At 65.6% G+C, this 19121-nt stretch carries 21 protein-coding genes and 1 pseudogene; 8 read left to right on the plus strand and 14 right to left on the minus strand.

What is annotated here, in order from left to right; genetic code table 11:
• Window positions 1-423: 423 nt before the first annotated feature.
• Window positions 424-2490 carry a sensor histidine kinase gene (locus ACQR0W_RS11630; protein WP_316170435.1) on the minus strand — a complete coding sequence of 689 codons (2067 nt, stop codon included), beginning with the start codon at window positions 2488-2490 and terminating at the stop codon, window positions 424-426.
• 64 nt (window positions 2491-2554) lie between these two features.
• Window positions 2555-3292 carry a Crp/Fnr family transcriptional regulator gene (locus ACQR0W_RS11635; RefSeq protein WP_315712288.1) on the minus strand — a complete coding sequence of 246 codons (738 nt, stop codon included), beginning with the start codon at window positions 3290-3292 and terminating at the stop codon, window positions 2555-2557.
• Window positions 3293-3685: 393 nt separating this feature from the next.
• Here ACQR0W_RS11635 and ACQR0W_RS11640 point away from each other — a divergent pair, with 393 nt between their 5' ends.
• The gene (locus ACQR0W_RS11640; protein WP_315751738.1) at window positions 3686-4039 is read left to right on the plus strand and encodes a hypothetical protein; all 354 of its coding nucleotides are present in this window, start codon (window positions 3686-3688) and stop codon (window positions 4037-4039) included.
• A gap of 31 nt (window positions 4040-4070) precedes the next feature.
• Here the strand turns inward: ACQR0W_RS11640 and ACQR0W_RS11645 are convergent.
• The 6 genes and pseudogenes from ACQR0W_RS11645 to ACQR0W_RS11670 form a co-directional block, all read right to left on the minus strand.
• Window positions 4071-4629 (minus strand): annotated as a pseudogene (locus tag ACQR0W_RS11645) (DUF4142 domain-containing protein).
• Between the two features lie 42 nt (window positions 4630-4671).
• On the minus strand, window positions 4672-5466 hold the full coding sequence (locus ACQR0W_RS11650; protein WP_315826941.1) for a DUF72 domain-containing protein: 795 nt from the start codon (window positions 5464-5466) through the stop codon (window positions 4672-4674).
• A gap of 95 nt (window positions 5467-5561) precedes the next feature.
• Window positions 5562-5768, minus strand: coding sequence for a hypothetical protein (locus ACQR0W_RS11655; protein WP_315712284.1), 207 nt, complete (start codon window positions 5766-5768; stop codon window positions 5562-5564).
• 132 nt (window positions 5769-5900) lie between these two features.
• On the minus strand, window positions 5901-6098 hold the full coding sequence (locus ACQR0W_RS11660) for a hypothetical protein (RefSeq protein WP_315712282.1): 198 nt from the start codon (window positions 6096-6098) through the stop codon (window positions 5901-5903).
• A 38-nt stretch (window positions 6099-6136) separates the two neighbouring features.
• Entirely contained in the window at window positions 6137-7477 is a 1341-nt protein-coding gene (locus ACQR0W_RS11665) for a PQQ-dependent sugar dehydrogenase (RefSeq protein ID WP_315826831.1), read from the minus strand.
• A complete protein-coding gene (locus tag ACQR0W_RS11670; RefSeq protein ID WP_315751734.1) occupies window positions 7474-7938 on the minus strand; it encodes a DUF2231 domain-containing protein in 465 nt (154 codons plus the stop codon). Before ACQR0W_RS11670 ends, ACQR0W_RS11665 begins: the two co-directional genes overlap by 4 nt.
• Before the next feature lie 439 nt (window positions 7939-8377).
• On the opposite strand from ACQR0W_RS11670, the gene ACQR0W_RS11675 reads away from it, so the two are divergent.
• From ACQR0W_RS11675 to ACQR0W_RS11700, 6 genes are all read left to right on the plus strand, one after another.
• On the plus strand, window positions 8378-9229 hold the full coding sequence (locus ACQR0W_RS11675; protein ID WP_315751733.1) for a 3-hydroxybutyryl-CoA dehydrogenase: 852 nt from the start codon (window positions 8378-8380) through the stop codon (window positions 9227-9229).
• 892 nt (window positions 9230-10121) lie between these two features.
• Window positions 10122-10418, plus strand: coding sequence for a copper-binding protein (locus ACQR0W_RS11680; protein WP_315712278.1), 297 nt, complete (start codon window positions 10122-10124; stop codon window positions 10416-10418).
• Between the two features lie 88 nt (window positions 10419-10506).
• Window positions 10507-11283: a DUF2066 domain-containing protein gene (locus ACQR0W_RS11685; RefSeq protein WP_316170436.1), complete on the plus strand. Its 777-nt coding sequence runs from the start codon at window positions 10507-10509 to the stop codon at window positions 11281-11283.
• A 113-nt stretch (window positions 11284-11396) separates the two neighbouring features.
• Entirely contained in the window at window positions 11397-12236 is an 840-nt protein-coding gene (locus ACQR0W_RS11690; protein WP_316170437.1) for an SH3 domain-containing protein, read from the plus strand.
• Between the two features lie 132 nt (window positions 12237-12368).
• Window positions 12369-13091 carry a DUF3750 domain-containing protein gene (locus tag ACQR0W_RS11695; RefSeq protein WP_315751730.1) on the plus strand — a complete coding sequence of 241 codons (723 nt, stop codon included), beginning with the start codon at window positions 12369-12371 and terminating at the stop codon, window positions 13089-13091.
• 115 nt (window positions 13092-13206) lie between these two features.
• The gene (locus ACQR0W_RS11700; protein ID WP_315712272.1) at window positions 13207-13641 is read left to right on the plus strand and encodes a Rieske (2Fe-2S) protein; all 435 of its coding nucleotides are present in this window, start codon (window positions 13207-13209) and stop codon (window positions 13639-13641) included.
• A gap of 27 nt (window positions 13642-13668) precedes the next feature.
• Here ACQR0W_RS11700 and ACQR0W_RS11705 read toward each other — a convergent pair whose 3' ends face one another.
• The 6 genes from ACQR0W_RS11705 to ACQR0W_RS11730 all read right to left on the minus strand — a co-directional run bounded on the left by ACQR0W_RS11705 (window position 13669) and on the right by ACQR0W_RS11730 (window position 16802).
• Complete coding sequence (locus ACQR0W_RS11705; RefSeq protein ID WP_316170438.1) at window positions 13669-13899, minus strand: FmdB family zinc ribbon protein; 231 nt, start codon at window positions 13897-13899, stop codon at window positions 13669-13671.
• Between the two features lie 228 nt (window positions 13900-14127).
• Window positions 14128-14343, minus strand: coding sequence for a hypothetical protein (locus tag ACQR0W_RS11710; RefSeq protein WP_316170439.1), 216 nt, complete (start codon window positions 14341-14343; stop codon window positions 14128-14130).
• Between the two features lie 477 nt (window positions 14344-14820).
• Window positions 14821-15012 (minus strand): hypothetical protein, encoded by a 192-nt coding sequence (locus tag ACQR0W_RS11715; protein ID WP_315712266.1) that lies wholly within the window; start codon window positions 15010-15012, stop codon window positions 14821-14823.
• Window positions 15013-15075: 63 nt separating this feature from the next.
• Window positions 15076-15426, minus strand: coding sequence for a zinc ribbon domain-containing protein YjdM (locus ACQR0W_RS11720; protein WP_315751729.1), 351 nt, complete (start codon window positions 15424-15426; stop codon window positions 15076-15078).
• Between the two features lie 129 nt (window positions 15427-15555).
• Window positions 15556-15840 (minus strand): DUF2312 domain-containing protein, encoded by a 285-nt coding sequence (locus tag ACQR0W_RS11725; protein ID WP_315712263.1) that lies wholly within the window; start codon window positions 15838-15840, stop codon window positions 15556-15558.
• A 146-nt stretch (window positions 15841-15986) separates the two neighbouring features.
• Window positions 15987-16802, minus strand: coding sequence for a transglycosylase SLT domain-containing protein (locus ACQR0W_RS11730; protein WP_409999243.1), 816 nt, complete (start codon window positions 16800-16802; stop codon window positions 15987-15989).
• Between the two features lie 128 nt (window positions 16803-16930).
• Between ACQR0W_RS11730 and ACQR0W_RS11735 the strand changes: the two genes are divergently transcribed.
• The gene (locus ACQR0W_RS11735) at window positions 16931-19000 is read left to right on the plus strand and encodes a methyl-accepting chemotaxis protein (RefSeq protein ID WP_316170440.1); all 2070 of its coding nucleotides are present in this window, start codon (window positions 16931-16933) and stop codon (window positions 18998-19000) included.
• Window positions 19001-19121 lie beyond the last annotated feature (121 nt).

Here is a 19121-nt window from a genome sequence, read left to right on the forward strand (position 1 = left end):
ACTCACGCTGCATCGTACTGACGCTTCGTGACACCAACGTCGGATGACGACTGCGCCACGAAACGCTCGGCCTCTCCGGCCGCATCAGCACAGAACCTGGATACCGGTTGTCCCTCGTGCCCACGCATCTGCATGTTCACGGTGATCCATCTTGGCCAGAGCCGCATACTCGGGAACGTCCCATCATCGTTCCGTCGCGCCGACGCTCTGCTGATTCCCATTCTCATCGACACTTGGTCATATCCGCCCCAACCAAGGCGAAGACATGGCGGTTGCGCGACCCATGCGACCTCCACCTCTGGCCGCAGGCGGAGCATACCCCGAATGCACCGCGAAGGCTATGCCGACGGCGTTTCGCCGTGCCGGCGAGATCCTGGCCATTGTTACCGACCGGTGCCGCGAAATGAAGCGTCGATCGGCCCGTCAACGCTTGAGAATGTCGCCCGTGGGCACCCGGATCTCGCAGCAGAGGCCGCTCGGTTCGAAGCGCCGGACAACGCGGGCACCGACCTCGTACGGCAGCATCTGTTCCAGCAGCACGGTTCCAAAACCCTGGCGCTGCGCACCCAGCGGACGGCCGGACATGCCGGTCTCGGTCCAGTCGATGACCAGCCAGTCGGCCGCGTCGCGCTCATCGAGCCGCCATTCGATCCTGATGAAGCCCCGCGGCACTGTCAGCGCACCGTATTTCAGCGCATTGGTCGCGAGCTCGTGCATGGCAAGCCCGATGCTCTCGGCCGCCTTCGGCTTCAGTCGCACCTGGGGGCCCGACAGCGAGAATTGCCTGTCCTCGCGCGCGGCGCCGGCGCGCAGCTCATCGGCGATCAGTTCGGCCAGATCGAAACCGGCGAGGGGATCGCGCGTGACGACCGCCTGGATGCGCGACAGCGCTGTGATGCGGCCTTCGAGGTGACTGGCGAAATCCTCGACACTGTCGCTCGAGTCGCCCGTGCGGCGGATGATCGAGCGGATCACGGCGAGCATGTTGCGGACGCGGTGCTGCAGCTCGGCGAGCAGCAGCTTCTGGTGCTCGGAGGCCGAGACCAGCGCCGTGATGTCTTGGGTGATGCCGCCGATGCGCTGCACCCGTCCCAACTCGTCGACCATGGGAAAACTACGGATGCGCAGCCAGCGCGTGACGTCGTCCGGCTGGCTGACGATACGGACATCCAGGCTGTCGCGCTGGCCACGCCGGGCGCGCTCGAGGCTCTCGATGGCGCGGGGCCGGTCCTCCGGCAGCATGAGCTCGGTCCACGATGCCAGATGGTCGCCGCGGAGCACAGCGCTGCGCGGGACGCCATAGATCGTCTCGAATGCGGGGCTGAGATATTCCCAGCGCAGGGTCTCGGCATCGCGGATCCACACGACGTCGGAGGATGCTTCGCCGAACTGGCGGAAGCGCGCCTCGCTGTCGCGCAGCGCGGCCTCGGTGCGCTTGCGGTCGTCGATGTTCATCGCGAGCCCGACCAGGGTGCCGTCGCCGAGGTCACGGCCGGCGAACATCATCCAGGCGCGTTCCCCGTCCTTGCGAAAATACTGCTTCTCATAGGGACCGATCCGGCCGGTCTGCCGCAGCAGCTCGATCTGGTCGCTCGATGTGCGCATCCATTCCGGGGGTGTCAGGCTCTTCCAGGTCAGCTCGCCGCTGTCGATGTCCTGGCGCGAATAGCCTGTCATCGCCAAGAAGGCCTCGTTGGCGTCGATCAGGGTGCCGGCTGCATGATCGAAGAACAGCACGCCGACCGAATCGATCTCGAGGAGGCGGCGCAGCCGATGATCGCCGGCATCGCCGCCGTTCGAATGCGGCTGCCGTGCGGACGGCCCTGCCTCCGGCAGCTCGCTGCACCCGAGGCAGACGGCGAGCTCGGGATCGGTCTGTGCGAGGGCAAGCACGTCTGAATCGATCGCAAGCAGGTGTACATCGGCCCAGAAATGGGCTGTGCGCAGATAGGCGAGGAAGGCCGCCAGCAGATCGAACCTGGTGTTGCCGAAGGCATGTCGGATTGCGCGCCGCGAGCGGTCGGAATCAGCACGCTGCATGAACAGCACCGACGCGGCCTCGAACAGGTCCGCCTCACCATCGCTGCCCGGCTCCGGGATGTCGAGCGGGGGTTGGATGAGTTCAAGCCGGTCGAGCGCCGCCGCGGCGCGCGCGGGATCCGCGAGCGGCCGCGCGAGCAGGTGACGCGCCCGATCGATCGTCTCCGGGCGAGACGTCGAGTCACCCGCGGGCTTGCCCAATCCGACCAGAAATCCGAAATGCCGGGTCAGACAATAAGGCGAGCGGTTGAGGCGCGACAGATGGACGGCGAGCCGCTCCTTGAAAAGGGCCGGAAGCGGGGTGTCGAGATAGGCGCATTTGGCGAACTGCCAGAGCTGTCGGGTCGCCTCAGGCGCCGACGGCGCCGACCTGAACAGGTTGGGCATCAGCCCGAGGCGCTGCACGATCTCCTGCTCGAAGGGTCCGTCCACCATGCGCTGTTCGACCATCGCCGTTTCCCCGGCAGAGTGCCGACACGGTCAGCATAGCGCAAGCGCCAGCGCTCCGAACCTCTCACTCATTCGCGTCGAGCTGACGGCCTTCGCGGTCCAAATGCAAGTAATTCGCGTTGAACAGGCCGGCGCTCATCAGGCGCTCGAGGTCCGGAAGTACCAGCATCTTGCCCTTGAGCACGATCAGGTTGCTGGCGCGCAGTTCCTGCAGCGTGCGGTTGACGTGGACCTTCGACAGGCCTGTCGCCTCGGCGAGATCTGCCTGGGTGAGAGGGAAGCTGCAACTGCTGTCGTCGGCCAGGCCCGCCAGCCGCAGCCGGAAGAACAGTTCGCACAACAGGTGAGCCATGCGTTCGGACGCGGTGCGTTGCCCGAGATTCATGGTCCATTCGCGCTGGATTGCGGCGTTGACCAGCGTCTCCCACCAGAACGCCGTCGCAATGCGCGGATAGCCGGCGCTGATCTCGTCGAAGAACTCGCGCGGCAGGTCGGCGATCGACACCGGCGTGATGGTGCCGATCGAATGGTCCATCTCGCGCAGGATGAAGATGTTGAGATCGCAGATATCGCCAGGCAGGAAGAACGAGACGATCTGGCGGCGGCCGTCCTCGAGCTGCTTGTAGCGGCAGGCCCAGCCGTTCAGGATCAGATGCACGTCCTTGGGCTTCTCGCCTTCGCGCGCGATGTCGGTGCGTGGCGCGAAGGTCCTTACCCGTTGAGCCGCCGCGCGGTTGAGCATCAGGCGGTCGGCCGCAGAGAGGCGGACGAAATTCTCGAGCTTGCGGACCAGATGACTCAAAGAGTGGTTCCCCCGAGTTGGTTTATTGGGGTTCCATTCGGTGCGACTTCAATAACTTATGTTAGCATGATACCGCGTTGACCGCTGATCTTTCTGCACCTGCGCGCGGAACCAAAGTGCGGCCCGCGGCCGGGGACTGCTGCGGCATCTTGGCGATGCTCCTGCCCTCAGCGATGCTCGGAGCTGGGCAACATCGCGCGAGTCCGACCAGTCCTTCGCGCCCCTGTCGTGGAACTCTCATGAAATCTGATGCGGCATCACCGTCGAAGCCCGTGAAATTACGGGACCCGATGCGTGATCGCGACGATCTGGCGCTCGGCGAAACCTGTGTAGTTAAGGCCCCCTTAGTTCCGGCTTCTGGGTTGATCAAAACAAGCAACTGGAAATGCATCAATGCGAGTCGGTCAGCTCTTTTCGGCATCGATGCTCTCGGTCACGGCGCTTGCCTGTGTTCTCGGGGGCGAGGTGCTGGTATCTCACTATCGCGCCTACGCGAGCAGAACCGAAGCGATCAAGTCCGTCGACAAGGCCGGGCAGCAGGCCGACGCCGCCTTCGCCAAAGCGAAAGCGGCCGTTGAGACGCTCTCCGACAGCCAAGCCATCTTCGACGGACTGAGCGCTGCCAAGGCAAAGCTCACCGACGTGCGCGCGATGGTCGACCGCGCCGCAAGGCCGGATCGAGGTCGATCGCGTACGGATCGAGTCGAGCATCGATCAACTCGGCAATCCTCCGTCCGCGCCGCCTGACGACGGGACTGCACGGCACAGCATCCGAACATCATGAGGGCCAGCTCGGACCGGCGCTCATATCGTTCGCTCGCTTGCCCTTGTCGAGGTTCTGCGCCATTTCGAGATGATGCTGCAGGGCCGGCAGGTTCTTGCCGGCCCATTCCTTCAGCGCCGGATTGTCGCCGCCCTTCGCATAGCGCTCGAACAGCGACACCGCGTCCTTGTGGGCGCTGACCTGCATGTCGTCGAAATCCGAGCTGAAGTCCTTGCCGCTCGCGGCCTTCAGCTTGTCGAGCTTGCTCTGATGCGCGCTGTCGAGAGCGGCGGGCAGTTGGACCTTGACCTTGCCGCTCTCGACCATGCTCTTCAGCTCGGTCGACGTCTTGGTGTGATCCTTGACCATCTGCGCGGCGAAGCTCTTCTCCTGCGCGTTGCCCTTCTGCTCGGCGAGCTGGTTCGACTGTAGTTCGAACATGTCGCTGATGGCGACCTGCTTGACGAAGTCCTCCGTGCCCGGCGACAATGCCGAGCGCCGAATTCACCCCGGTCTTTTCGCCGACGGATTGGGCGAGGGAAGGGCCCGCCAGCACCAGGCAACCGAGCGTGATGAGTGTGCGTCGCGCGGATCGTTCCTCTCGTTGGTTGCAGACCTAAACCGAGAGATGTGCACGATGTTCGGACGAGCTGGCGCGCGCTGCGCGGCCTGCCCGGTGAGAAGACGCCGCGAGCAGCCGACGTAGCCGCAGAGCGTCGGCGGGTGCCGCGCTCTTCTGGTCGTTGTCGAAATAGACGTAGACGTCGATGCCGCGCGACGCCCAGGCGCGCATGCGCTTGGCCCAGGCCTCGAGTGTCGCGTCCGGATAGTTGTCCTTGTAGCGGCCGCCCGGACCATGGCCGCGCACATAGACGAAATCGGCCGTGCGCCTCCACGGCGCCGGCGCGTCGTGATGGTCCGACAGGCAGAGCGAGATGTTCGCGTCCCTCAGCAGGCGCATGATGGCCGGTGTGTACCAGCTCGGGTGACGGAATTCGAAGCTGTAGCGCCGGTGCGTCGGCAGCAGCGGCAGAAACGACTCGAGCCGTTCTGGATTCGCTTCGAATTGCGGCGGCAGCTGGAACAGCACGGGGCCGGCCTTGTCGCCGAGCAGCGACAGCCGGCTCTCCATCAGCGCGATGCTGTTGACCGAGCGCGCAGACAGGCGCTTCCAATGCGTGATGAACTTGGAGGCCTTCCAGGCGAAAACGAAATCGGGCCCGGTCTGATCGCGCCAGCCGCGGACGGCAGCTTCCGTCGGTGTCCTGTAGAACACGCCATTCAGCTCGGTGGTCTCGAACTGGCTGGCGTAGTAGGGCAGCCGATGTCTGATCAGCAGTCCCGGCGGAAAGAACGCGCCGCGCCAGGACTCGTAGTGCCATCCCGATGTGCCTATCACGACCCGGGCCATCATCGTCCTCTCGCTGAGACAAGACCTCGAAAGCAAAGCGTCGTGATGGCGTTCGGGTTCCTTTCAGAGCCGCAGCAGACGATACGGCGCGTGGTCTAGCGCTCCGCGGCGTGCAGCACCGGCGCGCTCAACAGCTCGTTGATATGCGCCGCCGTCTCCGCCTGCATCGCCTTCTTCAGCATGATGTCGCGTTCGGGGCCTGCGGGAAGACGTGCTGCCGCCTCGCGGGCAGCGGCTGCAGCCTGCTGCAGCCGCTGGCGGAACGACACTGTCTGCTTGCGCCGGTTCCGGGTGACCTTCATGGCGAAACTCCTGTTGATCCTCCGAACATGAGTCTGCTGCCCTGCCGAGGGGCTGTCGCTAACACACGTTAGCGTGCACTTCACTATCCCTGGAGGTCCCGTCGGAACCCACGATGAGTGTTGTGGTGCTGATTAGTTGTTCGAGCGATCGGGGTCATTGCCCGGAACGCTGAGATGCACCTCGTGGCCTTGCTTGATGGCCAGCGTCGCAGCTGATGCAGCGGATTCGAACGCAGCCTCTTTGGTCGCGTAGTCGCCATGGGCGTTGCCGTCATGCAGCACGCTCCAATGATCGCCGACTGCAACGATGGCGTATTGAGCCAGTCCCATATCGTCCTCCATTCTTCGCGTCATTCGGCTGAAGGCCGTCAGCCGCCGGATGCCGTGACGCGCCAGACCGTATTGCCGACATCGTCGGCAATCAGCAGGGCGCCGGTCTTGTCCACGGCGAGACCGACCGGCCGGCCGCGCGCCTCGTTCCGATCATTGAGGAAGCCGGTCACGACGTCCTGGGCTTCGCCGTTCGGCTTGCCGCCATCGAAGGGGACGTAGACCACCTTGTAGCCGTTCAACGGCGTGCGGTTCCAGCTGCCGTGCTCGCCGACGAACGCGCCGCCGCGATAGGCCTGCGGCAGTGCGCTGGCGGTGTAGAACGTCATGCCGAGCGGCGCGACATGCGAGCTGAGCGCGTAGTCCGGGACGATGGCCTTTTCGACCAGGTCCGGCCGCTGCGGCTGCACGCGGGGATCGACATGCTGGCCGTAATAGCTGTATGGCCAGCCATAGAAGCCGCCGTCCTTCACCGAGGTCATGTAGTCGGGCACGAGGTCCGGACCGATCTCGTCACGCTCGTTCACGACCGTCCACAGCGCGCCGCTCTGCGGCTCGAAGCTCAATCCGTTCGGATTGCGCAGGCCGCTCGCGAATACCCGCCAGCGTCCCGTGGTGCGATCCACCTCGAGAATGGCGGCACGGTTCTTCTCGGCCTCGATGCCGTTCTCGGTGATGTTGCTGTTGGAGCCGACGCCCACATAGAGCAACCGGCCGTCGGGGCTCGCCACCAGGCTCTTGGTCCAGTGATGATCGATCGGGCCGCCCGGCAGCGCGGCAAGCGTCGTGCCCGCATCCTTCATCTGGGTTTCGCCCGGCGTGTAGGGATATCGAACGATGGCGTCGGTGTTGGCGATGTAGAGATCGTTGCCGACCAGAGCGATCCCGAACGGCGAATTGAGATGGTCGATGAACAGGCTCTGCTGCTCGGGAATGCCATCGCCATTGGCGTCGTGCAACAATGTGACGCGGTTGCTCGCTCCGGTGTTGCCGCCCGACGTGGCCCAGGATTCGACGAGGGCCATCACGAGATCCTTCGGCCGTTTCGCCGGCGGCGGGGGCGGCGCTTTCGATTCCACCACCAGGACGTCGCCGTCCAGCAGCGTGTAGAGCGAGCGCGGATGCTGCAGGCCGGTCGCGAGCGCCTCGATCTTCAGGCCCGGCGCGACTTTGGGAGTCTCGCCCTGTTTCCAGCCGACCACCGTGGCGACGTTCATCGGCGGCAACAGGTATTGCGTCAATGCGGGCAGCTTGACGTTGGCGCCGATCTCGGCGTTCGGATCGCCGCCTTCGTTGCACGCGGTGAGACCAAGCGCGGATATTCCGAGCAGGAGGGCTGTGAGCAGAGGCGCGAGGCGGGAGGAGCCGGACGGCGTCATCGTGCGACTCCCACCCTGTGACGATACACGAGCGACCAACCGAGCCAGCCGGTGACGGGCAGGATCAGCACCGTGACGAGCGACAGGATGAGGCCGGTCGGCACGACCGAGGTCCAGGCATCGCGTGAATGGACCAAGTTGTTGAAGAAGGCCAGCACCAGGGCGATGAGGTTGCCGGCCATGTGCGGCCAGGCCGGTGCCTGCGACCGGATCAGCCGATTGCCAAGGAAGTCGATGAGCCCGGCGATGCCGGCCAGCACGCCCATGATCAGTCCGACCAGCAGCAGCCAGGCGGAGATATCCGCCCACATGATTTCAGCGGTCCGCCAATAGGCGATGTCGGTGACGAACGCTCCGATGAAGCAGACGATAGGGAACGGCACCAGCATCGGATGGATCGGATGCCGTGCGATCTGCGCCGTTGGCTCCGGGGATGGTCGGGTGGTTTCGGCGGTCGCCACGGCGGTCTCCTCGATTGGACCTGTTGCAGCGTGGAGAACCGTCGGCCTCAACAGGTGTTCCGATGACACCGACGGATTTGGCGTGGCGCTCACGCAACGTCACGCGACGGCCGCCGCCGCCCGGGCGCCCGTGCCGGCGTGTCGGTCAGCGGTCCTGTTCAGCGGACCGGTGCCGCGCGCGCTGTCGCCGGCCGCGTCGTTGCGCGGCGCCGTCGGCGCGGGTGCGGGCGGCTGGCTCTGGCTGGGCGCCGTGCCGGTTGTCTGCCGGCTCTTGGTTTGGACCCCGGGGCGACCGTTCGCTCCCGGTGCCGTCGAACCGCGGGGCAGCCGGCCCCTTCTCAGCCCGCCGCCTTGGGTCTACCCGGCCGGCCGATAGCCTGTTAAGCAACTGCGCAGGACGGGGCGGTCCCCGCGGATACGAGACTGAGAGGAAGCGGCAATGATTCAGACGGTCGGCATCATCGGAGCAGGCACCATGGGCAACGGCATCGCGCAGGTGTGCGCCGCCGCGGGCGTTCCGGTCGTCATGGTCGACATCTCGGAGCAGGCCGTGGCGCGCGGGCTGGCGACGGTGGGCTCCAGCCTCGATCGCCTGGTCAAGAAGGAGAAGATGACGACCGCCGACAAGGACAGGGCGTTGTCGCTCATCACCGGCACCGCCGACAAAGCGAAGCTGTCGAACTGCGACCTGGTCATCGAGGCCGCCACGGAGAACGAGGAGTTGAAGCTCAAGATCCTCAAGGACCTCTCTGCCGGTCTGAAACCCGAGGCGCTGATCGCGACCAACACCTCCTCGATCTCGATCACCAAGCTGGCCACCGCCACCGACCGGCCCGACCGATTCATCGGCATGCACTTCTTCAATCCGGTGCCGATGATGGCGCTGCTCGAACTGATCCGCGGCCTGCAGACCTCGGATGCGACCCATGCGGCCGCCGCCGATTTCGCCAAGCGGATCGGCAAGGTCGCGATCACCGCGAAGAACAGCCCGGGCTTTGCCGTAAACCGCATCCTGTGCCCGATGATCAACGAGGCGATCTTCGCGTATTCGGAAGGCATTGCCACCGCGGCCGACATCGACGAGGGCATGAAGCTCGGCTGCAATCACCCCATCGGTCCGCTGGCGCTGGCCGATCTGATCGGTCTCGACACGATGCTGTCGGTGATGGAGGTGTTCTACAACGGCTTCAACGATCCGAAGTATCGGCCGGCGCCGTTGCTGAAGGAGATGGTGGCCGCAGGCCAGCTCGGCCGCAAGACCGGCAAGGGCTTCTACGACTACAGCAAGTAGCTGCGGCAGATTGCTTCGGCGGCGGGTGGCGCCTGCACCCGCCGTGCATCAGGCGATGAAGGATTTCGTTCGGGGATATTGGTCGGGGACATTGGGAATGCGGCGATGCCGCGAGCGGGTATCTCGGCTGCCATTGGTCAACTGATTGCTGCACGCGATCGACTGATCACACGTTCCAATGTTCGCGTTGCGCAGTATCAACCCGAGTATCGGGCCTCAAGCCGCAGATAGCTACAAAGCTCGCGCTGAAGTGATCCAGATGGACGGCACAGCGCCGGGCGGGCAAGGGGCCATGCCTCGCTGATGCAGCCCACTAAGCCGCGACCCGGCGTGCCGTTCGTGATTTGCCGCTATGCGATGGTCCGAAGCGAGTCCCGTCGCACTCAGCGGATCTGGTACGGAGGTGGAGTCATAGAACCTCCCTGCAATCAGATGGTTTGTTGTCGTTCGGACATCGCGGCGTCGTCAGGAACGGCCACCGAGATTGGACGACGCGGTTATCGTCCTCCCGGCTGCCTGTGCTGTCAAGGCGCATCCTGACGCATTGATGAATTCGGCGTTACGGGGCGTCGATACTGCGAGTGCAGGAAAACTTTGATCACGCGCTGGTCTGATGACAAATCCGTGCAAATCACTACATGAGGGTGGCCGAGCCGTGTCGGTCGAAGAAGGTTCGCGATTGCGCCCGGTCGAGCGCGCGTCGTCCGCAGCGGCGGAGACGATCAGCATGTTTTATGTAGGCGTAGTGCTTGGGGGCGACAAACGGGCTGCACGGCGCATTGATGTGGCGCGTTAGACGGCCCAAAGTCGTCAGCGACGAAGCTGAAGGTTCCGGGAACCAAAGAATTCGTGGTGTTTTGTTTGCCGCGAGAAGCAAGGCAGGAGAACAGCGATGAGAGCAGTTGGCATTACTCTGGCGACGGTCGCCCTGTTTGCGGGGACTTGGCCCGCTCTGGCAGCGGAGCAAGACACGGCGGGCATGGTCACGGGGATCAACCGTCTCAACGGCACGATCGCGATCAAGCGCGTTCCCAACGGGACCGTCGGTGCCAACACGGCCGGAGCGGCCCAGGAGTTCAAGATCAAGGACAATGCCATGATCGAGAACATCCACGCCGGCGATCGCGTGACGTTCTCGACGTCCGACGCCGCCACACCGACGATCGTCAAGCTCGACCGGCAGAAATAGCCGACATAGCCGGATCGAGGGCGCGATGAGGCAGAGGCAGTGCGGTGCTCTCCGCGGTTGGGGCGTATGGCGTCTCGGGCTCTGGGCGATGATGGTCGTCGGGGCCTGCACTATTGCGAATGCGGCTCCGACCGACCTGTACCAGGCGCAGACGGTCGTGACCGGTCAGGGCGAGGACAATCGCCGGGCGGCATTTGCAGCATGTCTGGAAGACGTGCTGATCAAGGTGTCCGGTGCATTTCAGCTCAGGAACGACGCAAGGCTCGCGCCACTCGAGGCGCGGGCAGCGGAGTTCGTCACCGGCTTCGATTATCACGATCAGATGTCGGGCAAGCCGAAGCACGACGAGCAGGGCACGCGCGACCGTCCGTATGACTTGACTGTGTCATTCGATCGCGCGCGGATCGATCAGTTGCTTGCGAGCTTGAACATCAAGCCGTGGCCAGCGCCGCGCCCGTCGATTGCCGTGATCGTGGCGATGACGTCGGGCGGTCGTACTTTCTTCGTTGCATCCGACGACCGGAGGACCGATCTGCAGCGCGACGCGCTGCGCGCAGCGGCCGTCAAGCGTGGACTCGAGATCGCTCTGCCAAGCGCCTCCGAGGTCTCGAAGGCCGCCATTGAGCGGACCAAGTTGAACGATGTCCAGTCCGCGGCGGTTGCGCCGTGGTTTCCCGGCGCTGATGTCATGCTCTTTGGCGATCTCACCTGGGACGATGCCGAACTGGGCTGGGTCACGCAATGGCGCCTCGATCGCGCTGGCAAGCAAGATCGGTGGCAATTCCGTGGCGTGACGTTCGACGAAGCATTTCGCCGTGCTCTCGGTGGAGCAGCGCAACTCCTCTCCGACAACGGAGCGCCGTGAGGTTGCCGCGATAGTCTGCAACCATCCCCGTGGACCGGATGCCTGAGCCGCGCATGCGGGGCGCGAGAGTCTCGCGCCCGAGCTCGCTCGGGCAAACAGACAGGAGGGCGCCCGTGGTGAAACTCAGACCGTGTCTCGTTGCTGCGCTGTTGATTGTCACGCCCGCCTCGCTGGCGGTGGCCGCGCCGGGCCTGGTGCGCACCGCGGCCACCATGCGCGCAGGACCCGGCCCCGGTTTTCCCGTCGTCGAGCGCATTCCAGTCGGCGCCAGGATCACCATCCATGGCTGCATTCAAGGCGGCGCATGGTGCGATGTCAGCTTCGGAGGCGAACGCGGCTGGGTCGCGGCGCGGACGCTCGCCTATCTGTATCGTGAGCAGTACGTCTACCTGCCCGAATATGTCGAGTACGTGCCGACTGTCGGCTTCACGCTGACCACCTATTGGAGCAGCTTCTATTTCGGACGGCCTTGGTATCATCGGCACGCGTTCTGGAACCGCTACTGGCATCGCCATCCGCCGGTCATCGCGCAAAATCCGCCTCAGCCTGGCATGACCCCGGGGATGCCGGGTCGTGGTCCCGGCGGGATGATCCAGCCTAGCGCCGGAGCGGGCGCGGTCGCCGGCACGGGCCAACGATCCGGACCGCCTTCGGGCATGCAAGGTCGTGTGCCGCCTGCGACTGCCGCCGGCCCCGGCGCACCTCCGGTCGTGGTTGGTGCTCCCGCTCGAGCTGCAACGCCACCCATGGTGCAGCCATTGATGAGCCGAAGCAGCGGTGCGCCGCAGAGCGCCCGCGCGCAGATGGGCGGCATGCGCATGATCGGGACTTCGCCGCAAATCGGCTTGGCGCATATCGGGGGCGGCCCCGCCATGGGCGCTGCGCGTGTCGGCGTCAGCGGCCCTCGCGGCGGCGGGCGTTCCGGCCCGGACGGTGGTTTCCGTCGGCACTGAGTCATCAGCGCTGCCCTGGTGTCCGGATTGTGAAGGTGGCGTGCCGGCCGGCGCTGGCGAGGGCGGGCGCGATGACTACATGGCTGTCACTCCTCGGTGCCTCCATTGTTCTCGCCCATCGTGAAAAAGCCCGTGCTCGCTTTCCTCCTGCTCATCTTCGTGCCCATCTCGCTGTCGGCCGCGAACTATCTGCGCGGCGATCGTCGCGGCAGCTGGCAGACTGCGGACCGTTCGAGCGCGGGCCTGCTGCCATCGCCGGCGCAGCATGCCGACGCGATGGTGCGCGTATTCGCTGCGCGCACGGTGCGTTGGCGTGGCATCTTCGCGGTCCACACCTGGATCGTCGTGAAGGAGAAGGGCGGCCCGCGCTACACCCGCTACGACTACACCGCGTGGGGTGAGCCGATCCGGGTCGATGGCTTCGCGCCCGATGGTCGCTGGTTCGGTGCATTGCCGGAGACAGTGCTGGCCGTCGACGGCGATGAAGCCGAGCGGGTGATCCCGAGGATCCGCAGCGTGATCGAGAACTACCGCTTCCGCGCCTATGGCGACTACAACGCCTGGCCGGGGCCGAATTCGAACACCTTCGTGCAGGCGGCGCTGAACGCGGTTCCTGAGCTGAACGCCGTGCTGCCGCCAACCGCAATCGGCAAGGACTTCCCCTTTGACGGCTGGTGGGGGCGCACGGCCTCCGGGACCGGTCTGTTCGTATCGCTCGGCGGCTATCTCGGTGTCACCGTCGGGTGGATCGAGGGCGTCGAGCTGAACTTCTTCGGGGGAGTTCTCGGCGTCGATCTGCGTCGGCCGGCGCTGAAATTTCCCGGGATCGGCCGCCTCGGCATGCGAGCGGTCTGAGGCCCGCGATCTGCCTGTCAGGCACTGGCTGGCATGCTGCTTGCTGCGACCCTCTTCAGCGCGCCTGTGATGTCGCGGATGCGCCAAGAACGCCGGGCGAGGCGAGAAGAGGCGGATGATGAGCACGCTGTTTGCGATCTGCGCGACCTATGAGGTGGACGATGGCGCGGCGCGGGGCTTCGTTCTCCAGCGCCGCGAGCCCGACGGCAGCGCCAAGCCTTGGCCGATCCTGGTCACGCGCAAGGGCAACAATTTCTATGGCTTCGAGAATGCCTGCCCGCATCAGGGCGCCCGCCTCGACAAGCATCCGGGCGAGTTCATGGACGAGGAAGGCAATTTCCTCGTTTGTGGCGAGCATGGTGCGCAGTTCGACCTCGATACCGGACAATGCTTCATCGGGCCCTGCCAGGGCCGGACGTTGTCCCCGGTCGAGCTCGTGATCGACGACGGTGACATCTGCCTCTCCGGGATCGATCTGGACGAGGAGGATGGCCTCGACATCGACGATCCCGAGGATGACGTGCCCGAGGTGCAGATCACATCGGACTGAGGCCGAGGGCCGGCGGCCGCGGCCGGGTCAGCGCTTCTTCCGTTCGGCGCGGCTGTAGTTGCTGAGGTGCCCCTCGCGTGCTGCCTGGCTGCGCGCCGCCTTGATCAGGCCGGGGCTGCGCGCTGGCGGCGCCGGTAGCGAGGGCAGGCGGGTCAGCTTGCGACTGCCGCAGGTCGGACAGACCGGCCTTTCAGAAATCCCGATCAGCAACTCGATATCCTCTGCGCAGGCTGCGCAATGGAAGCTGTAGAACGGCATGACGTCATCCCTCATTGTCGCTGAGGGGCGTTGCACGAAGCGGGCCAGCGCCATTGCGCATCGAATTCGCCGATTCAGGGCGCGTTTGCACGCTGACGGCAGCGTTTTTTGCTGCGCATGTCCCGAATGCGACGCGACTGGGGTCGAACATTCGACAGCAGTGCAGAGCTCTTCCGCCTGGCCGGCCGGCCCCGGATATCCGGGCGCCAGCCGGACGGACAAAGCGGATCAGGCGTTGGTCTTCGGCACGTACTTGCCGGCGACACACTTGTAACTCTGCAGATGCCACTCGTGATAGGGACCCTTGGACATCCAGTCTGCGATTCCGATCTGCGCGCTGACGGCGCAGGATGTCATCGTGATGCCGGACATCTCGCTGTTGGTGACGACCTTCTCCATGCAGAGCTGGCCGTTGCATAGCATTGCGACGAGAGTGACGAGCACGTTGATTCTGCCTCCAAAGAGTGGGACCCGGTCAGGATCGGGAAAGCAGAGTTCATGCCAAGTTATGAATCCACGCCGTGCTGCTACGGAACGGATTGCTACGGGTGTCACTTCATGACCACAGAAGCGTGACGGATTCACTGCTTGGATCACGCAGCGTTGGGCAACCGGCCTGCGTTTGCTGCTCGATCAATTGGCGATTTGCCCGTGTTGTGCTGTTCGGCCTGAGTGCCGGGCCTGAGCCGGACCTGTTGCGTCAAATAACAGGCAGCGCCTGCGCAGTCCTGCGGCGCCCGCGGACATTGTTTTCGGTCTTCGGGCGGAATATCGCCGTTCATTGGGTGAATCAGAGTTCGATTCGCAAGGGTGTCTGCAGACGAACCGCCGATTCCCCGCATGATATTTGGCCGGATGCCAGACTTTCCGGTGGCGCTGATACCGACGCCCCGATGCCCGGTGCTGCGAGCCTCCGGTCCGTCAGGCCTCGTTCAATCCGGCACCTCGATCGGTCAGGATCTTCTGCCCCTTCGCCGTCAGCTCGTAGATGTCGCCGTCCTTGGCGACATAACCTTCGCGGATCAGTCCATCGAGTTCGTCCTGCCGGTCGGGCGAGAAGGCGATCGCCTGGCCGATATCCGAAAGCGTCGCGATCTGGTCGTCCGTCAGCATGGCCATCCTCCCGTTGTTGATCCGAACGCCATGGCGTCGCGAATGTTCCGGGAGCACTAGGCTCTACGCCTTGCGCACGAACTCCGACTTCAGGTTCATCTGGCCGATGCCGTCGATCTTGCAGGCGATGTTGTGGCCGTCGCTCGCCTCCTGCAGGCGGATGTTGCGCACCTTGGTGCCGCCCTTCACCACCGACGACGATCCCTTCACTTTCAGGTCCTTGATGACGATGACGCTGTCACCGTCGGCCAGAACGTTGCCGTTGGCGTCGCGGATGCTGGCGTCGTCGCCGGCCGATGCCGCAACGGCGGCGTCGCCGCTCCATTCATGGCCGCATTCGGGACAGACCCATAGCGCGCCGTCCTGATAGGCGTGCTCGGAGCGGCATTGCGGGCAGGTCATTGCGTCGGTCATCTCATCCTCGGGCGCGGGCAGAAGCGTAGCGCAGCGTTAGAGGCTCGGATGGAACCGGGCAAGGAAAATCCCGGGGAGGGCAGCGCGCGGCGCAGATGGGCTGCGCGCCGCCATCGTCGGTCGGCAGCGTCACGCCGCCTTGCGCTCGGGGGTTTTGCTGGCCGGCCCGGTCTCGGCCGCTTCCATCGCCCGGAGATAGGTGTCGAGCAGCGTCTCGTGCTCGTCGCGCTCGTCCTGGTCCTGCTTCCTGAGCTTGATGATCTCCTTCAGGATCTTGACGTCGAAGCCTTCCCCCTTGGCCTCGGCGAACACTTCCTTCTTCTGCTCGTTCAGCTCCGCCAATTCGCCATCGAGGTGCTCGATCCGCTCGATGAAGGACCGGATGCGCGCGCCGGGAATGCCGATCTCTGACATGGTGACTCCTGTACTAATGGGACGGAGAAAATGCGCGGCAGTTCGTTGCCAATGTCTTAACGGGCGCGCTTTGCCCACATCAGTGAATCCGACGTGCTTAACGCGGAACCGGGCGGGCTGCGATGTTGCCGAGCGGGCGCCATGCGCTAGCTCTGCTCCGCCGCCGAGAGCTTCTGAAACTGCTTCTTCATCGCATTGACGCGGCCGAGATAACCGGCGACCGAATGGTCGCCGCAGCGCTCGCCATCCGCCGGCTTGAAGCCACGGCGCGCGAACCCGGCCGCCGGCCCGGCGCCGCACAGATGAATGACGGCCGCGAGATCCTGCCGCTGCTGCGCGCTCGGCTTGGCGCCAGGCTGCCGCGCGAGCACGGCAGCGACCTGGCGGTCGAGCGAGATCACCGTGAGCGCCACCGCATGCGCCGGCCATGCGCGGACGTACAGGCTCGGTGACCCACAGCCGTCGCTGACCACCTCGTGATCCCGGATGCAGAACCGTGCGGCGTCGGCAAAGGCGCCGTCGGTCATCTGGAACAAGCCGACGGCGCTGGACGCCGGCTGATACAGCGCGAACGGATTCCATGCGAAGCGCCAGCGCCAATAGGTGCGCGCCACCGGATTGCCCGAGCTCTCGGTCTGCGCCAGGGCGGCGAGCAGCTCCGGCGTGATCGATCGTGTCGAGCTCTCACGGAACAGCGCGCCATATTGGCGCCAAGTCTCTTCCGGCTCCTTGTCGAGCGAATGACCCGTCACCACGAACAGCTCGGTCGGCTTGCGCAGGACGTGATAGGCCAGATTGACCAGCGCGAAGGTCACGAGCAGCACCAAGGCGCCGCAGGCGATCTTGATCCATCGCGGCGCCGCGCCCACCGTCCGGCCCAGCCACTGCGCACCGCGCCCTGCGATTCGCTTCGCATCGCGCCGCAGCGCGCGCCAGCGGCTGCCGCGTTGCGGCTTGCGCATTTTTTGTTGGCGTGGGGCAGGGGATTTCGGCAACTGATTACCTCGGCCGCCGGTGTGCCGGTCCATGGTTAAGGAAGAATTTGTGCAATCGCGTCATCCTGCCACTTTCTGGTGTGGGGCGGGGCGTGATGAAGAAATCGGTCAGTACTCTGCTGATGGTGCTGTTGTCGGTGCTGGCGGCGGGCATCCTGGTGTCCACGGCGATCCTGATGAGCGGCGCCGCGGGCCGCTATCGCGAGAGCGTCGCGACCGAGCAATTGACCGCGGCCGACAAGGCGATCTTCCAGAACGTCCTGGTCATGCGCGCCCACCGCGGCGACATCCAGAGCGTGCTGCTGAGCGAGGACGATCCGCGCGCCAAGCTCACCGAATATCAGGGCATCGAGGCCAAGGGCTATGACGGCATCGTCGCCGCGCTCGCCGGCGTCGACATGCCCGAGCGCGACGACCTCATGGCCGGGTTGAAATCGAGCTGGGACGCCACGGTTCCGCAGTTCAAGCTGCTGTTCGATGAAGCCGCGAAGCCGCGCTCCGAACGCGTGCTGGCGCGTACGCAGGCCTGGTACCAGGCAATGACCAAGACGCTGGACGTCGCCAACGCCGCCTCGCTCGCCGTCTCGAACCGCGCCTGGATGACCGATCCGGCGATCGCCAAGATGGTGCAGGCGCGGCGGCTGGCCTGGCAGGTCCGCGACCGCTACGGCCTGCAATGCTCGGCGCTGCGTCCCAACATCAACGCCTCCAAGCCGCTCGACGACGCCCAGAAGGGCGCGATCGCGCAATGGCGCGGCACCGTCGCGGCCGGCTGGTCCGGGCTCGACGACCTCTTGGCGGGGGGCGGCAGCACCGGGCTCGCCGGGGCCGTGAAGACCTCGCGCGCCGAGGTCGAGGCCGCGCATCAGCGCATGGACCAGCTCGCCAAGGGGTTTGACGGCAGCGGCAAGCCGGCGATGCCGGCGCCGGAATGGAACGCGTTCTGCCAGGGCCCGTTCGCCGGCATCATCGCCATCGGCATGACCGCGCTCGACGGCTCGATCGCGCGCGCCGAGGAGATCAAGACCGCGGCGCTGAGCAGCCTGATCGTCCAGTCGCTCGCCTTCATCACCGCGCTCGTGGTGGCCGGCCTGGCGCTGCGCGCGGTGCGCGTCCGCCTGATGCGCCCGGTCGGCGTCCTGATGCAGGCGATCCAGCGCATCGGCCAGCGCGACTACCAGACGCCGGTGCCGCAGTTCGCTCATGCCGACGAGTTCGGCGCCATGGCTGCCGCCCTCGAGGGCCTGCGCGAGAGCGCCGCCACCGCCGAGCAGCTGTCGCGTGAGCGCGAGCTCGACCAGGGCCGCCGGCTGGAGCGCTCGCAGGCGATCGACAGCGCCTGCAAGAGCTTCGACGACACCGTGCAGGCGGTCATCGTCAGCATGGGCAACTCGACCGGCCAGCTCGATTCCAGCGCCGGCGAGGTCCGCAAGCTGGTCGATGAGTCCACCGAGCAGACGGCCGCGGTCGCCAGCGCCGCGGAGACCGCGACCACCAATCTCGAGACCATCGCCGCCGCCACCGAGGAGCTGACCGCGTCGGTCTCCGAGATCGCGGTCCAGGTGCAGGCCTCGGCGGCCGATGCGCGCCAGGCGGTGGAGAAGGCGGCGCAGACCAACGCCACCGTCGAGATGCTCGACCGCGCCGCCAACCGCATCGGCGAGGTGGTCAAGATGATCACCGCGATCGCCGCGCAGACCAACCTGCTGGCGCTCAACGCGACCATCGAGGCGGCGCGCGCCGGCGAAGCCGGCCGCGGCTTCGCCGTGGTCGCCGGCGAGGTAAAGAACCTCGCGGCGCAGACGGCGACCGCCACCGACGACATCACCCGCCAGATCGCCGAGATCCAGGCCGCCACCGGCGAGTCGGTCGAGGCGATCCGCGCCATCAGCCACAACATCTCCAGCATCGACGAGAAGATGACGGCGATCGCCGCGGCGGTCGAAGAGCAGCGCGCCGCCACCACCGAGATCTCGCGCAACTTCCAGCATGCCGCCCAGGGCACCCGCGCCGTGACCGACACGATTGGCTCGGTCGCAGCGCTCAACCGCCAGACCGGCAATGCGGGCGCGGCGATGGTCGACTCCGTCCGCCGCATGTCCACCGATGCCGATCGTTTCCGCGTGGCGGTGGAGGGCTTCCTCTGCACCGTGCGCAAGGCGTAGCATCGCCAAGCGGGCGCGATCCCGCGACGCAGATGGCGCCCGAGCCTTGCCGGTCGTTGGCCCTCTGAAGGGAGAGGGCGCGGGGAATGCCGGGCGCTGGCCGCACCCATGGCCCGCCTGC

This window comes from Bradyrhizobium sp. HKCCYLRH1034, assembly GCF_051168375.1.
In the GTDB taxonomy this organism is placed as follows: Bacteria; Pseudomonadota; Alphaproteobacteria; order Rhizobiales; family Xanthobacteraceae; genus Bradyrhizobium.

Bases quoted from the DNA above. Each gene is read 5' to 3' on its own strand.
- ACQR0W_RS11630 (WP_316170435.1), bottom strand. From the start codon at position 2,490: ATGGTCGAACAGCGCATGGTGGACGGACCCTTCGAGCAGGAGATCGTG.
- ACQR0W_RS11640 (WP_315751738.1), top strand. From the start codon at position 3,686: ATGCGAGTCGGTCAGCTCTTTTCGGCATCGATGCTCTCGGTCACGGCG.
- ACQR0W_RS11650 (WP_315826941.1), bottom strand. From the start codon at position 5,466: ATGGCCCGGGTCGTGATAGGCACATCGGGATGGCACTACGAGTCCTGG.
- ACQR0W_RS11655 (WP_315712284.1), bottom strand. From the start codon at position 5,768: ATGAAGGTCACCCGGAACCGGCGCAAGCAGACAGTGTCGTTCCGCCAG.
- ACQR0W_RS11660 (WP_315712282.1), bottom strand. From the start codon at position 6,098: ATGGGACTGGCTCAATACGCCATCGTTGCAGTCGGCGATCATTGGAGC.
- ACQR0W_RS11665 (WP_315826831.1), bottom strand. From the start codon at position 7,477: ATGACGCCGTCCGGCTCCTCCCGCCTCGCGCCTCTGCTCACAGCCCTC.
- ACQR0W_RS11675 (WP_315751733.1), top strand. From the start codon at position 8,378: ATGATTCAGACGGTCGGCATCATCGGAGCAGGCACCATGGGCAACGGC.
- ACQR0W_RS11680 (WP_315712278.1), top strand. From the start codon at position 10,122: ATGAGAGCAGTTGGCATTACTCTGGCGACGGTCGCCCTGTTTGCGGGG.
- ACQR0W_RS11685 (WP_316170436.1), top strand. From the start codon at position 10,507: ATGATGGTCGTCGGGGCCTGCACTATTGCGAATGCGGCTCCGACCGAC.
- ACQR0W_RS11700 (WP_315712272.1), top strand. From the start codon at position 13,207: ATGATGAGCACGCTGTTTGCGATCTGCGCGACCTATGAGGTGGACGAT.
- ACQR0W_RS11705 (WP_316170438.1), bottom strand. From the start codon at position 13,899: ATGCCGTTCTACAGCTTCCATTGCGCAGCCTGCGCAGAGGATATCGAG.
- ACQR0W_RS11715 (WP_315712266.1), bottom strand. From the start codon at position 15,012: ATGCTGACGGACGACCAGATCGCGACGCTTTCGGATATCGGCCAGGCG.
- ACQR0W_RS11720 (WP_315751729.1), bottom strand. From the start codon at position 15,426: ATGACCGACGCAATGACCTGCCCGCAATGCCGCTCCGAGCACGCCTAT.
- ACQR0W_RS11725 (WP_315712263.1), bottom strand. From the start codon at position 15,840: ATGTCAGAGATCGGCATTCCCGGCGCGCGCATCCGGTCCTTCATCGAG.
- ACQR0W_RS11730 (WP_409999243.1), bottom strand. From the start codon at position 16,802: ATGCGCAAGCCGCAACGCGGCAGCCGCTGGCGCGCGCTGCGGCGCGAT.
- ACQR0W_RS11735 (WP_316170440.1), top strand. From the start codon at position 16,931: ATGAAGAAATCGGTCAGTACTCTGCTGATGGTGCTGTTGTCGGTGCTG.